The 15,589-nt window shown below is 37.2% G+C and carries 7 protein-coding genes and 4 tRNA genes; 6 read left to right on the top strand and 5 right to left on the bottom strand.

What is annotated here, in order from left to right; all coding sequences use genetic code 11:
* Window positions 1–294: 294 nt before the first annotated feature.
* Window positions 295–1,623 carry an SLC13 family permease gene (locus SALWKB2_RS06670; protein ID WP_025330898.1) on the bottom strand — a complete coding sequence of 443 codons (1,329 nt, stop codon included), beginning with the start codon at window positions 1,621–1,623 and terminating at the stop codon, window positions 295–297.
* 783 nt (window positions 1,624–2,406) lie between these two features.
* Window positions 2,407–2,589 (bottom strand): hypothetical protein, encoded by a 183-nt coding sequence (locus SALWKB2_RS06665; protein WP_025330897.1) that lies wholly within the window; start codon window positions 2,587–2,589, stop codon window positions 2,407–2,409.
* 307 nt (window positions 2,590–2,896) lie between these two features.
* Here SALWKB2_RS06665 and SALWKB2_RS06660 point away from each other — a divergent pair, with 307 nt between their 5' ends.
* Both SALWKB2_RS06660 and ribA read left to right on the top strand, forming a co-directional pair.
* Complete coding sequence (locus tag SALWKB2_RS06660) at window positions 2,897–3,601, top strand: GAF domain-containing protein (protein ID WP_025330896.1); 705 nt, start codon at window positions 2,897–2,899, stop codon at window positions 3,599–3,601.
* 5 nt (window positions 3,602–3,606) lie between these two features.
* Window positions 3,607–4,230 (top strand): GTP cyclohydrolase II, encoded by a 624-nt coding sequence (ribA, locus tag SALWKB2_RS06655; RefSeq protein ID WP_025330895.1) that lies wholly within the window; start codon window positions 3,607–3,609, stop codon window positions 4,228–4,230.
* A 376-nt stretch (window positions 4,231–4,606) separates the two neighbouring features.
* Here ribA and SALWKB2_RS06650 read toward each other — a convergent pair whose 3' ends face one another.
* Window positions 4,607–8,035 (bottom strand): PilC/PilY family type IV pilus protein, encoded by a 3,429-nt coding sequence (locus SALWKB2_RS06650; RefSeq protein ID WP_025330894.1) that lies wholly within the window; start codon window positions 8,033–8,035, stop codon window positions 4,607–4,609.
* Window positions 8,036–8,428: 393 nt separating this feature from the next.
* Window positions 8,429–11,788 (bottom strand): PilC/PilY family type IV pilus protein, encoded by a 3,360-nt coding sequence (locus SALWKB2_RS06645; protein WP_025330893.1) that lies wholly within the window; start codon window positions 11,786–11,788, stop codon window positions 8,429–8,431.
* 881 nt (window positions 11,789–12,669) lie between these two features.
* Between SALWKB2_RS06645 and SALWKB2_RS06640 the strand changes: the two genes are divergently transcribed.
* The 4 genes from SALWKB2_RS06640 to SALWKB2_RS06625 all read left to right on the top strand — a co-directional run bounded on the left by SALWKB2_RS06640 (window position 12,670) and on the right by SALWKB2_RS06625 (window position 13,332).
* Window positions 12,670–12,745 (top strand) — tRNA-Val (locus tag SALWKB2_RS06640).
* Window positions 12,746–12,777: 32 nt separating this feature from the next.
* Window positions 12,778–12,854: transfer RNA gene (locus SALWKB2_RS06635), tRNA-Asp, on the top strand.
* A gap of 28 nt (window positions 12,855–12,882) precedes the next feature.
* A tRNA-Val gene (locus tag SALWKB2_RS06630) sits at window positions 12,883–12,958 on the top strand.
* 289 nt (window positions 12,959–13,247) lie between these two features.
* Window positions 13,248–13,332: transfer RNA gene (locus SALWKB2_RS06625), tRNA-Leu, on the top strand.
* Window positions 13,333–13,736: 404 nt separating this feature from the next.
* On the opposite strand, the gene argS is transcribed toward SALWKB2_RS06625, so the two are convergent.
* Window positions 13,737–15,458: an arginine--tRNA ligase gene (gene argS / locus SALWKB2_RS06620; RefSeq protein WP_025330892.1), complete on the bottom strand. Its 1,722-nt coding sequence runs from the start codon at window positions 15,456–15,458 to the stop codon at window positions 13,737–13,739.
* Window positions 15,459–15,589: the final 131 nt, after the last annotated feature.

Here is a 15,589-nt window from a genome sequence, read left to right as displayed (position 1 = left end):
ATCGCACAATAAATAACATTTGTATTTATTTCGGATTCAGAGAACTCTTCAGCCTGCAGCTAATATACGGATATCATTAAATTGTCATATAATTAGATTTAAAAAATATATATTCTTTATAAAATAATATAAAAAATCACTTTTTATGTAAAGTAAAGTATAAGATATCTTTTTTAATGTTAAATCAAGGAGAATAAATTTGTTAGTCTGAATTCAGATATCTATATACAGTACTGCCATGAGAATCCTGTAACCGGCTTTAACAGGAGCCAAACGGCAGCATTTAACTTAAAGCTAAAGCATCACTGCCGGCAAAATCATTGTTAATCCCGGAATAATCGGAACAATGAAAAAAGCAATGGTTAGCAGACGCCTGAACATTGCATCCTGCTGCTTTTCATCGGTATAACTTACCACCAGCGTACCGGCTATATGAATCGGATTAATCACACTGAGTAAAGCCGGTGCTACGCAGGCAGCCAGAATCAGCGACATATGCGCTGAACCGCCGAATATCGTAAAAATCATAGGTGTCATCAGACTGATCACACCAATAGTAGAAGATTCAACATTACTCAGACTGGTAGTTAAATACGTAATAATGAATAATAAAATTATCTGATTGGTAGTCATACCGAGTAAACGGTTTTCTAATGCATCCATGGTATGTACCAACATCATCGTACCAATAAACACCAGTAAACCACTGATTACTACCACAGCATTCCAGGGGATATTTCTGGCTAAATTTTTACTATATTCCGGAAACAGTAACAGCAATAATACAGCCAGAGAAATTGCTGTTAATCCCACGTCAGTACCTGCAAATACCACCAGAGTGATAAAGAGCAATACAGATAATGTTGAGCAGATTGCATAGGCAGGATTTAGTTGTCCTTTATCATTATTATCAATAGCAACTGGTTTCAGTAAAGCCAGACCACGAGCCGGTTTTTTTCCATTCGTACTGTCCTGCATGCGACTAGGACTAAAAATTATTTGCAATACCAATACAGTACTGACACTAACTATTGTGCCCAGTAACCATAACAGCCATCCGTTAAAACTGACCTGGGCATGATTTGCAGAGTCACGAATAACCGTACCTACCGGATTAATCGGAGATAAAGCACCAGTATTGGCGCCTACAATTGCAGCGACTTCACTGATGAAGAATATTTTTGGCATACGTCTGCCTAAAGCCGCAATAACCGGTACCAGTAATGTAATTGTCGCAGTAGAAAAAGCGCCGGCAGTAGAAATAAACAAACCAATCATGTAGCCAACCCACGGAATCAGTAAAGTATGTTCACCAATTGCCTTATATACTTTATCCGTTAGCCAGCTCAGACTTCCGCTGCGTTCGAAATGCCCAAAAAGCAGCGATACACCAATGAGTAAAGTAACAATTGAACCCGGAAAATGCTCGAATACTGATTTAGAAGTCAGTAGGAGTGCCGGGTCTGGTGCTGTCGCTGAACCAGTTACCGCATAGAATTGTGTTGCTGTAACCATTACTGCGGCTGCACAAAAACCCAGTAAGCCAATATTTACATGCCGCCAGATTGATAATACCAATATCAGTACCAGCAATACTAAAGATAGTATTTGTGGAAAAGTCATAAAAAAAATCCGTAACTTATAATTTATTTAATAAATTAAATATTTAAAATGTTTAAGTTTTAATGGATCAGATTAATCATGTACTGTATTTCTTCATGGATCAATACCTTCGATGTGTGTGAACAATATATTATTTTTTCTTTAACTTTATAACTATTATCCATAACAAATATTATTATCAATTAATTAGCTTTATTCAGCCAAAATAATAATGATAAAAACAATATTGATGCTTATAGTTAATATAGGTATTAAATATCTGTACAGCCGTAAAGTAAAGTAATTTATCAGACAAACTTAAAAATTAAATTTTGATTCAGATAGTGTTTGAAATCGGATATTAAAATTTATTAATAAAAAACATAAACTAAGCATAAAAATAAAATAAAGTACATCAGTTTCGGTGTTGCATATTTATGCAGAACGTTTATCCGGATTCGGAGCAAAACCAGTTTAGTTTATCGTTTTAAGCGGAAATATTGAATCAGAGAATAAAAACAGCTTGATATTCAAAGAAGATTTGATGATTCAGACGGAACTATGATAAAACGAAATAAACAGATTAATATCAAAGTATTCAATCAATTCGGTCTGTTGTAAGATTTTTTTCTGAAAAAAAGCGGCAAATAATATCAACTGATATAAGTTTGATTTTTATAATCAAGTAACATGATCAGGATTAAAGAAAAAAAAGCTGCCTGATTACATTGATACAGACTGTAAATATAGTTTATCCGAAAAAAAAACATACATATAATCAGGCAGCTTAATAACAGAAAATATTTAATGTTTACCGTCTGGAGTCCTGTTTTTTAATTTCCAGGTATTACCCGGATGCTGGGTTGGAGGTGCTTTTTCATGGTCTTTAATCGTGGCAAAATTTTCCAGCTCATGACCATGCTGATCAACTTCCTGATAAATCCCGCCATTGGTTCCGGAGTTATCGCCGGGTTTAAGATTGCTCATATACAACTCCTTTTCAATAATTACCGTGAATCTACGGTAGCTTTATTATTCTTTTAAATTTTAAATAATACAAGTACTTAACTATAATTTAATTAGTTATAATTAAATTAACACAGTAAATTCTATTTAGGTAATGAAAAGTAAATTACTTAGTGCCAATACTGCCATAATAATGTCGGTGCTGCCTATACCGGATAAAATGAATAAAAAATATAAATTGCTTTAAAATGCCTGAGCTTTTGCTATCCGGTATCTGCATCGTTTTCGGTTACAATACCTGTTTGCAAAGAAAAAAGTAAGGAAGTGTATGACATGCGCTCAGGTGCGTGATTACTTGCAAACGCAAGGCTTGGAATTACCAGAGCAGGAAGTCCGGATGGCAATGCTGGTTGCGCAATCTGTACTGGAGCTTGCTCAGGCAGAAATCGATATGTCTGTGCTATGGTATGAAGAAAACGGATTTAGTCTGGCTCGTAAATTCAATTTAAGTCCAGATTCGCTATACCAGATTCATCCGGCAGACTTATTTACAGCCAATGAGAACAGTGCATATACCTTGCGCCAGCTATATCTGGCTTTAGATTCAATAGCAAGCCGGCATCATAATGATGTATTTGCTTTGTATTTATATGAAGGAAATAATGAAGCAGGGGAGTTATGCCGGCTACTGGCACGCGGGTATCATTTTCCCGCTGTATTAAACTGCGATCAGCAGCAGGTAAATCAGTATTTGTTTGCACGTACAGCTTCTACTGGCTGGCTGAATCAGATAAATAATGTACAAATGTGGATTAATGACAGCAGTCTGACAGGACAGCAAAGCGGGGCTTCACAGCTGGCTGTTCCTGTTACCGGTGAAGAAGGGCAAGTACTGGGTGTATTGTTTGCTGCTCATCAGCAGCAAGATGCCATTACCGATACAGAACTTATCGACTGGATTGCCCTGGCAATGGTAATTACACCACTGATGCATAATTTGCATAACGCTGCCACAACATATACCAAGGGATAAATATTATGTCAAAAATATATCAAAACCAAATACAAGATAATAGTCCTGTACGCTTTATTGCTTCCTGCCGTTTACCAACGCAATGGGGTGAATTTACCATGCACGGATTTGAAGATGTACGCAACAGGCAGGAACACATTGCTCTTACTGTAGGTGATATTTCTACAGGAGAAGATATACTCGGACGAATTCATTCTGAATGTCTTACCGGTGATGCTTTATTTTCCAAACGCTGTGATTGCGGCCCCCAGCTTGAAGCTGCGATGAAAGCAGTACAAGAGGCAGGAAAAGGTGTAATTATTTATTTACGTCAGGAAGGCCGGGGTATAGGCTTACTGAATAAAATCCGGGCTTACAAACTTCAGGATGAAGGGCTGGATACCGTAGAAGCAAATCTTGCTTTAAATTTACCCATCGATGCCCGTGATTTTTCTTTGGCCAAACATATTCTTGATCATCTTGGCATACAGTCTGTACAGTTAATGACCAATAATCCGCAGAAAGTCGATACACTAAAAGCACTCGGTATTCATGTAACTAATCGTGTTCCCTTACATGTCGGACAAAATCCTGAAAACCGGCATTATTTGCATACCAAAATGGAAAAACTCGGACATTTTGCGGATTAATCTGATTAAATGACATCGAGGATGTTCTTCATAATATTTTTGTAATTAGTTAAATATTATGGATTAAATTTAAAATTTTAGAAAACAGTTACTGTGAAAACTGCAATTGTGTGCGGAAAATGAAATAAAGGCAAAAATTGCAGCTGAACGGTTTCAAAAGCTTTAAATATTACGTGAATCACAATCTGAATTATTTTTGAATGTAGCATATCATTCTGTTAATACTCTTTGATTCACATCTGGTGATATCACCAAATACAATCAACTCATCAGTATCATTACCCATAAATAATAAATTATCCCCTGAAATTTTATACAGGTAAAATTTCAGGGGATGAGTGTAATGTTTATGTTCAGATGAAGTTTATGAATCTTCTTAGCTTAAATAACCAGTTTTAATTTCTCTCCATGATAAACGATTGATGCTGACAGGGCACATAACAACCCCCTCAATCTCAAATTTATTACCTTCATTATCCATCCCAATAGGTTTTTTTCGAAAACAATTATTTGGTTGTCTTCGCTTTTTAGGATCTTCCTCTTTACCCGAACCTCCGGCATCCAAAGCATCAACAAATCCATCATTTGTATTTGAAACCATCATTCCAGTAGCTTCATCCATTTTAGAACTGTTAGCAAGTGAAAAGTCTGAGTTTACTACAATGTGTGCGTCGTTTTCGGTTAATGCTCCGCCTGTAAGTGCATTAAACTGAGTAAGACGACTAACAAGATTTGTTTTTTCAACCATTGTTGAATCTTCACAAGGATCATTCAATTTACCATTTTGGCTAACGGAGTATGATCTTGTCATTACAATACCTGTTGTTATTAATTTTTGTACTGACTCTGTTACGCGTTCTCCGTCTTTATTCAGGTTAAAATACCAGCCCTTATCTTTTTCTGATGAAAAAGGTTTGTTGGTCAGATAACTATAATCATCCTTATATGTCATAACCTGTTGCACTAACGAACTTTTGTTAATTAACATATTTGTTTGTTCGTTGTAATTATCGTAAATTCCATACATGGTTTGTTGCTGCAAACTATCACGATCAGACTGATAAATATCACTTCCTGTTCCAAATACAATGACCAGTTTGTTTTTTGCTAAGGGATCTTTCAGGTTTTCGGCAGCTCGATAGACAGCCGGAGCAATCGTTATAGGTGCATTAGCTGAAAAAATCTTTTTTACAGTCCATTTGTTTGGATCCGGGCTTCTGAAATCAAATCTATAAAGATTTCCTTTATAATCACCAGCATATGCAAGATCGGTAATCCCGTCACTATTGATATCCACAGCTGTAGGGCTGGACAATCCGCCACCATCTTTTGATGCAATCATTTTTTTAATTAGGGTACCTTTTTGATCACCTGTTTGTTGATAACTATCTATGCCTACATCAACACCTAATGCATCATAGATATACAATGCGGATTCATCATTAGAATCTTTAGAGTTATAACCATTACTGATTATAGCTGTTTGACGAAGATGGTCTGTTATTGTTGTATCTGATGCATCTGTATCTCTGTTTACCCTTATTCTGGCAATTGCGGGCTTACCAATAGTATAGCCGAACTGATTATTTGCACCGCTTGGTGTCTGAAACAGCGATACATTGTTATACCAACCAGCACTGCCAATATTATCTGCAGCAATGTTGTTACCAGTAACGATATCCTGTCCGCCAATATTAATAGCAAATGCTCCGCGCCCTGCCTGTCCCATTGTTGATACCATAAATATTTGGTTTACGCCTGGTTTGTCATCTCTGTCGGAGGTTTCTCTTACTACGATCCCCCCGTTTAATAGATATCTGTGAGGATGTTTAGAATCTTTACCATAATCATTATCTAGCATATCCTTATAATAGTGACCAACTATATCACTTCCATCACTACTGTCCCGTTCAATAGACATTGGCATATAATTAAATTTAAGATCATACGGATGATTCGAATTATCTGCTGCACGGAAAACATATACCATTCCATCATTAGCCGAAGTGACGAGATATTTCTGTTTATTAAACTCAACTCCACCTGCTGTTACAATAGTATTATCAATAATATCACCCATATTACGGGCATTATCCGGTCGCTTACGATAACCTAAAACGAAGCCATCCTGCTTAATTTTGTCATCATCTTTGGCACGGCTCAACCAAGTGAGCAGACCATCAAGCCATTCTTTTTTATTTTTATCAGCATTCGTACTAATTTCAAATGAGTTATTATCCAGGCCTTGATCTGGTGTCAGATTTGAATATAAATAAGTAGTCTTGCCATTATTAATTAATAGCTTTCTATTAGTAAAAGATGGTTGCACTTTACAATCATTTTTATCGACTGTTTGTCCTTTGTCTTTTGAATTTTTATTAGTTAAATCATGTAAGCAAATCTGGCTACTCCAGTTACCGGTTTCAATTTTAGCTGTAATGCCCAGATCATTTGTTGATGAGCTTGAAATACCCATACTTGGAGCATTTGTCGTTACATTAATTACATCAGTTTTTACTTCTTTATTAATTTTGTCAAAAATAGTTTTAAATGCTGCTATGATTTCATCTCTAGAATTTGCGTTAAAGAAATTACCTTTAGGATGAAGTCCTTTTGGTGTTGCACCATTTTCGAGATAGAAATAAGCACGATCATCTCTATCATCATCTTTTATTTTATCATCCGGATCGATGTTAGCAAGTGCAAATCCGATAGTATATGTTTCAGCAATTTGATAGAAGGGTTTCTTTGTAATATTATCTATTGAATTCCACGGTTTGCCTGCATCATCAGTTGTGCGCAAATACTTTGAAATCCCCGGCGTTACAGTACCACCACTTCCTGAATAATAATTTTTGCTATATATATACGGACCAAAACCAACTGGAATTCCATCTGGCTTTCCAGTGTCTGTATGAGCTTTTGGGTCTGCTAATTTATCTGTATAAAAACCCAGTCTGTCTATCATCTGAGGCGCATCTCTTTTTCTAAAAAAAGTATCTCTCTCAGCACTTGTAGCGAAATTTTTGTCAAAAAATTCATCTAAATCTTCGTTTGGTTTGTTAGTGAAGTTTTTATCTGAAGTTGAATAGTCAGCAGTAGCCAGACCATCACTTAAGAGGATAATATAAGATCTTTGACAACGGTATTTCAATTGATTCATGACCAGATTTCTTGCAACTACAGGGAACTGTTGAGTAGTTGGGGTACCGCATGGTGCATCTAACTTATTTATTTTCTCAATCATTGTTTTAAATTCAGATGGATTAGAAGTATCATGAAAACTATTATTCCACTGGTTTGTTTCGCTGCATAAAGGACGTAATGCGAAATACATTTTATCCCGATTGTCGGTAACTATAGTATTGAGAATTTCTTTAGCCGCATCTATTCTTTTGTATCTCTTACACTTCCATCCTTCGTTTTTAGCAAGAAGTGCTTCTTTTTGATCGAAAGTTAAATTCAATTTCCAGCCAGGTCTGCCGTCCCATAAATCACTCGCTCTTCCTTGAATACATTTATAAAAATAGCGTTTTCTAGCTGGTTTTCTAGTTGGATCATTTACTAATCCTTTCAGCATACTACCAGAATCATCAATAAATAAAGCAATATTAGGCTTTACGTTGTAAGCTTCCTGAGTAATAGATTTTTGCTGAAGTCGTAAAGGTGTATCCGCGAAAGAATTTGCTGTAGCATAAGTATATGGTGCCATAAGAATACCTAAGGCTCCAGTAACAGCTGAAACTAAAACTTTTTTACCTTTAGGAAATCTGGGTTTCCTGTTATTTTTAATCGCAGTATTCATGCTTTACCTTGCTAAGCTGATAATAGATGTTAAATAGATTCAGGCGAAAATTAAATTTCGCTAAAATCAACATACGAATTTTAATGTTATATTGTTTGATAATATAAGTAAAAATAATCTATAAGTCAATAAAATTGAAATGTATTTCATTGTGTAATTAAATCTGTGGTTTATATATATAATATTTCTCTTAAATTGACTTTATATAATTATGTATGTATCTAAAAATTAAAATTTTAAAAAAAATATTAATTTTATTTGGCTACATAAAAGGAATGTTTTCTGATTGAACCGAATTTATTGGTATTTTGTATATTTGTTATAAAAATGCCGATTAAACTATATAGCTTAATCGGCTAAATAAATTAAAAGTTGTAATTAATATAAGTTTGATTAAAGATAACTTTCTTTTATTTCACGCCATGAAATCCGGTGAATTATGATCGGACAACGCGGAACATTAATAGTTAATTTATTCCCGTCTGTTGTCGCTGCTATCACAGCGGCACGCGAGCAGTTTTCTACCGGAGGAGATTTTTCAGTTAATGGTTTTTGGGTATATGAGCCGCCGATATCGATATTATTATTGCCTGAAACGGTAAAACCAAAAGGTCCTTCCGTACTCACGCTACTGCCTGCTGGCGCTGCTTCATCAAATACAAAATTCGGATCTGTGCGTTGTAATGCGCCCCCGGTTTTTACATTAAACTGAATTTTACCGGTGGTAACGGAATTACGCTGGACGACAGAAGTAATCTTGCACGGATCAGGCAGTTTATTTTCTTTTTCTACATTATAAGTGCGCGATATCACTGCGCCAGCATAAGAAACAATTATCGGTTTGGTTACAACACGCTCACCGGTGTTTTCTTTGAGATTAAAATACCAGCCTCGATGAACTGCCGGGTTTAGCGGATAGTTACTCAGTAAACGGTAATTGCCGGCTTGGATAAATTCTTGTTTTACCAGACTGCTTTTGCTGATTTCGTGCACTTCTTGCTGGCTCAGATCGTCATAAATGCCGTATACACTTTGCTGAGCTTTATTTGTCAGGTCTGACTGATAAATATCGCTGCCTGTGCCAAAAGTAACAATTGCTGTTGGTATTTCGCTGTTTGTATGCTGTGCTCCTTTTGCTTTAAGAAGAAATACTCCGGGGGCTGAAGTGATGGGGCCATCAGCAGTAAAGATTTTATATACTTTCCAGTTTGACGGATTAGGGGCACGTAAGTCAAACCGGTACAAATTACCCTGATAATCGCCCGCATAGACAATATCAGCTACGCCGTCTCCGTTTATATCGATAACTGTCGGGCTGGAAAGGCCGCCGCTGCCATTAGGAGCAACCAGTTTGGCAATTAAATCTCCTTTTTTGCTGCCGGTATGAGTATAGGCCTGAGTGCCTACATCTATACCCAGTATGTCGTAAATATATAAAGCTGATTCAGGTGAGGGTTTGGCTGTGATATCCTGAGCCAGGGACGGGGAGTAGTTATAGCCATTGCTGATAAATGCAGCCTGACGTATATGGTCTGTAATAGATGAATCTGAGGCATTAATATTTGAATTGACCCGCACTCTTGCAATGGCAGGTGTACCGACAGTATAACCAAACTGATTGTTTTTTCCGCTGGGTGTCTGGAACAGGAAAACATCTTCATACCAGCTGGGCGATTGCATGTTGTCTCCGGCTAATGGCCTGCCGGTAATAATATCGTATCCGCCGATATTGATGGCAAATGCGCCTCGTCCCGCTTGCCCGAGGGTAGAAACCATAAATATCTGCTGTGGTCGCCCGTTGCTGCCATCTGTCTGTTGTACCGTCATGCCTCCGTTAAGCAGGAAACGATGAGGAAAATTATCATTAGCACCATAGTTTTTGCTGGTTAAATCCTTGTAATAGTGAGCAACCAGATCAGAACCGTCATTACTCTGCCTTTCAATCCCCATTGGCATGTAATTAAATTTTAAATCATAAGGAAATTTGGAATTATTACTCGAGCGGAAAACATAGACCATTCCGTCATTAGCTGATGTAATCAGATACCGCTGGCGGTTATTTTCTATATTGCCGGCTGTAAGAATCGGATTATCTATAATATCTCCTAAATCCCGCGTATTCCCGAAGTCTGGCAGCGAGCGGCGGGTACGATAATCCAATACAAATTCATTTTTTTTCTGAGTATCAGCAGTCAGTGAACGATTTAGCCATGCTAGTAAGCCATCGTGCCATTCATTACGATTTTTATTATTGTTGCTGATTTTAAATGTGCTGTTATTAAAGCTGTTAAGGCTTTCGTTAAAGAGATGTGTATATTTACCATCATTAAGCAATAATTGCCGGTTGCCGTATGTAGGCCGCATCGGGCATGAGCTGCTGTCATTTTTGGTATTGATATCGTAAATACAAATCCTGCTGCTCCATGAACCGGTTTCAACCTTGGCGGTAATCGACAGATTACCCTGGTTGGTATTGGAAATGGCTACAGTCGGAGCTGTTGTAGTAGTCTGAATGGTTGATGCGGTCATTTCTCCTTTGATGGTTTTAAATATTTTTTCAAAAGCGCTGATAATTTCATCACGGGAATTTGCGTTAAAGAAACGTCCGTTAGGATTGGTTGTTTCATTGTATTCGCCACTTGGCGTTGCGGCATTTTCCAGATAAGGAATGGCGATTTTGGCTTCGTTTGTATTGCGCTGCCCGAGGCCTACTCCGATGGTGAATGTTTGTGCAGTTTGGCGAAAACGTTTTTTTGTTTTTGGATCAACTTCATTCCATGGCTGACCCGCATCATCAGTTTTTTTTCGCACTGGTGAGGCATTAATGGATTTACCGGTTGAGCTATAGTAATCACTGGTGTAGATGTAGTCACCAAAGTTATAGTTATTGAGCCTGTCTGTATAGTATTTCAGACGCAGCGGTTTATTGGTATTGTGATTGCGGGCAAGAAAATTTAAGCGATCGTTATTAGTTTCAAAATCCCGATCAAAGTAGCTGTCGTAGCGTGAATCTGTATTTTTGGTGAAATTTTTATCTGAAATAGAATATGTATTATCAGCTTCACCATCACTTAGCAAAATAATATAAGATTTTTGGCAGCGATATTTCAGTTTGTTTATTACCAGATTGCGCGCAATAACAGGAAACTGGCGTGTAGTGGGGGTGTCGCATGGTGTTTCCAGTTTTTTGATGTTATTTAGCATGCTTTCATAATTGGCCGGATCAGAAGTGTCATAAAATTTATTGAATTTTTTCTGGTCACCGGTGCCGCACATCGGGCGAAATGCAAAGTACATATCATCATGATATTTTTTGATGATATCTGTCAGTACTTCTTTAACGGAATCAATACGCCGGTAGGTATCACAGCTATATCTGACTTCTGAGGTATTTTTGGGTTTTTTTGTAAATCCGTATTCATAACTACCAAATGGCGGCCATTTGCCCCCTTTACCATCCGGATTGGGAATCCATTTACTCACTCGACATTTATAGGTAATCGGTACGATGTTCATAGACATACTGCCTGAATCATCGATGTAAAAGGTAACATTGGGTTTAACGCTATATGACGAAGTAGTAATGGATTTACTTTGCAGATGCAGCGGAATATCAGCAAAGATATTTGCCGCAGCCAAAGCTGACGGAATAGCAAAAAGATTAAAAATGCCCAGGACTGTGCGGCACAAAGTTCGACCGGATGTGATGTGTTTTGTTCCGGTAATTTGGAATTTATCTTTTTGTTTTTTCATGGAATTCCTTGTTCAGTAGCTTCTGTTGCTTACTTTTAGTAAATTCTTAGGCAATTAAGCTTTTTATGTGACAGACAGAAAATAAAATATGAATGTGCAGCTGATTGTCAGATAAAATATAAAGATTCAAATAAAGGGTTATATTTAACTTTCCGGTGATAGTTACTCAGGAAAGCTCTCAGTCATGCTTCTGATTCAATACCGATGGCATTAATATGCCAAATAACTTATTTAGCAATTTTATGCTATTAATGTTTGAATCTGAAAAATTAAAATTTATAGTTTATTTTAGAAGAAGATTGATTAACTTTGATTAGTTTATGCTAATAAATTAGCGTAAAATTTATAATTATTGCTATTTATCTATTTTTATCATTGTAAACTGTTATTTAATTTTATATAAATAATTTTTTTATTTCTATTTAATAAATATTTAAAATCATTATTTTAATGTTATTAATTTATTTTAAAATTAATTTTATGGATTTTTAGCAATTTTATTGCTTAGAATATGATAATAAGCGTTTGTTGCTGTAAATATTGTATTTGGTTTTATATATTTTTTTTAATTTTAGGTGAATATGAAAGTATTGTTTGATATAACAAAAGTTCTATATGCCTTGGTTTGTTTTGCAGGTATATAGAATATCGTTTTCCACTTTCAATATAGAGATAATAGGGAAAGGAACAGAATTTTATATATTGAATATCTGAATCAAACAGGGCATCTAACCCATGCTATTGGTTAATCAATAACAAGTTTCAAGTGCCCTAAAATTTAAATTTAAAAAACAGTAAACTAAAAAAAATGTGCAACATTGCAATAAAAAGGGCTTGCTGTGTTTCTTACTCTGTGATTAAATACGCGCCTCGACAGCACAGGGTGATTAGCTCAGTTGGTAGAGCGTCTGCCTTACAAGCAGAATGTCGGCGGTTCGACTCCGTCATCACCCACCAGTTTTCTGTTTTATGCATTGCATAAAATTTGCGCGGTGGTAGCTCAGTTGGTTAGAGTACCGGCCTGTCACGCCGGGGGTCGCGGGTTCGAGCCCCGTCCGCCGCGCCAATTTCATATTTGCTGTTTTCTTTCTTAGGGGTGATTAGCTCAGTTGGTAGAGCGTCTGCCTTACAAGCAGAATGTCGGCGGTTCGACTCCGTCATCACCCACCAATATTTTTTTCTCCTGATTTCTGATTCAATTAAATTCTTGGTTGTTAGTGAGCTATTTGTTTGCTTTTTTTATATGCAATCAAACTATCTGTGCTGGTGGCATTCATGGCAGATAATCAGTTTGTAATATTCAGGCTGTTATTATTTTATATTGGGCACTAAGAAACCTCCCGGTATTTATGTTCATTCACAGCTTATTTGCATCTGTCTGTATATGCTTAAGATATTTCACTTGGCACAATTTGCAAACTAACCTATAATTCATCGCTCAATCTTTTACTGATTGATTGCGGATATGGCGAAATTGGTAGACGCACCAGATTTAGGTTCTGGCGCTGAAAGGCGTAAGAGTTCGAGTCTCTTTATCCGCACCATCGAATTTTAAAGATATCTTATAAGTTAAGATATCTTTTTTTATTTCTACTCAGTCTGTCTGAACACTAACTAAAAACTACTTAGAAATTTTTTATCTGCTGTCAATTTTGTATTTTAAGTATAATTATCATTGGCATGATATTCGAATTTACCTGAATTCGAAGTTAAATTAATTCTATATATACTGTTGTAAGCTTTCATTGACAGGTATTGATACAGGTATATATTTTATGCGTAAGGTATGGTTTACGGATAAATAATATTTATCAATAGGTAAGATTCCAAACAGTATATTGTAGATATTGTCTGACTGATTTTGAGCTTCTTTGTCAGTTGAAACAAAAATGCACCATTATATAAATTTAAATGGTGCATTTTTATTTTGCTGATATGTTTGTTTTAGTTACATGGTTTCAAGTGTATCTATACCTAATAATGCCAGACCCTGTTGCAAGGTTTTGCCGGTAAGGCTGGTAAGCTGCAACCGGCTGTTGCGAGTGGCTTCGTCTGCTTTGAGTATCGGGCAGGCTTCATAAAAACGGCTGAACAGGGTGGCAATCTGATACAGATAAGCGGCGAGATAGTGCGGATAAGAGGTATTGGCAACACTATCCAGAACATCTTCAAATTTAAGTAATTCTACAGCCAGTTGCTGTTCCATGGCTTCGTTCAGGGTGATCGCAGCATTGTTATCCCAGGTGCCTGCTTTGCGAAAAACACTTTGTACCCGAGTATAGGCATATTGTAAGTAAGGAGCAGTATTGCCTTCGAAAGAGAGCATGCTGTCCCAGTCGAATATGTAATCACTGGTACGGTTTTTGCTTAAATCTGCATATTTTACGGCACCTATGCCTACGACTTCACCTATATGTGCGATTTCATCGGCGCTCAGTTCAGGATTTTTGCTGGCAACCAAGGCAGATGCACGTGTTACAGCTTCGTTTAGTAAATCCATTAATTTTACAGTGTCACCGCTACGGGTTTTAAACGGTTTGCCGTCTTTACCCATCATGGTACCGAAAGGTACATGTTCCGCATGCACGGTATCAGGCAGCCATCCGGCTTTACGGGCAACTGTAAATAATTCATCAAAGTGCAGGCTTTGGCGTGCATCCACAACATATAACAATCTGTTGCCGTGCAAGGTATTAATCCGGTAACGCAGACAGGCTAAATCGGTGCTGGCATACAGGAATCCACCATCTTTTTTCTGAATAATAAATGCTGCCGGTTCATTGTCCTGATTTTTAAACTCATCCAGAAAAACAACTTTAGTGCCGTCACTATCAACGGCAATACCTTTGGCAAGAAGTTCATTTACAGTTGATTGTAACTGATCATTATAAAATGATTCGCCGGTTACATCGGCTGGTAAAAGTTTTAGGCCAAGTTTTTTATAGACCGCCTGAGCATGTTGCAAAGAGGTCTGTACAAACTGTTGCCACAATGCCAGTACGCTGGCATCTCCGCTTTGAAGTTTAACTACGTAATCACGTGCTGTGTCGGCAAAGTTTTTATCTTCATCAAAGCGTACTTTGGCATTACGATAGAATTGTTCTAAATCCGCCAGTTCGAGATCTGCACGTCCGTTTTGCTGTTGTTCTATTAGGTAGGCGACCAGCATACCAAATTGTGTGCCCCAGTCACCCACATGATTTTGGGCAATAACTTTATGTCCGAGAAAAGTAAGTACCCGGTTGAGGCTGTCTCCTATGATGCTGGAGCGTAAATGACCTACGTGCATTTCTTTAGCCAGATTGGGTGATGAGTAATCTATAACTATTGTTTGTGGCTTACTGTTTCTGGCAATGCCCAGATGCTCATCCTGCAATGAGTCCTTAATATATTGTGCCAGTTTTTCAGGGCGAAGTTTTAAGTTAATAAAACCAGGGCCGGCAACTTCTGCTGTGGCAATCAGTGGGTTCTGCTGTAATGCATTGGCAACTTTTTGTGCCAGTTCGCGAGGGTTTTGTCTGGTTTTTTTGGCGGCACCCATGACGCCGTTAATCTGATAATCGCCAAAGTCACGATTTTTGGCTGGTTGCAGAATAATTGGCTGGTCTGTGAGCCCGTTTGCGCTAAATGCTTGTTCAACTTCAGCTGCAACAAGTTGATGTAATTTCATGTTGGTCTAATCAATAGGAAAATGGTTCATTTTCGCATAAATAAGCGTAAATCGCATTAGCGCAGCACAATGAATAAACGGACTTGACGGGAATAATACCTAAATTAGTTAAGAAAAATTTTCTGTGGCTA

This window comes from Snodgrassella alvi wkB2 (assembly GCF_000600005.1).
GTDB classification, from domain to species: domain Bacteria; phylum Pseudomonadota; class Gammaproteobacteria; order Burkholderiales; family Neisseriaceae; genus Snodgrassella; species Snodgrassella alvi.
The sequence above is the reverse complement of the archived record's forward strand: the minus strand, read 5'-3'. Positions and strand labels throughout refer to the sequence as shown.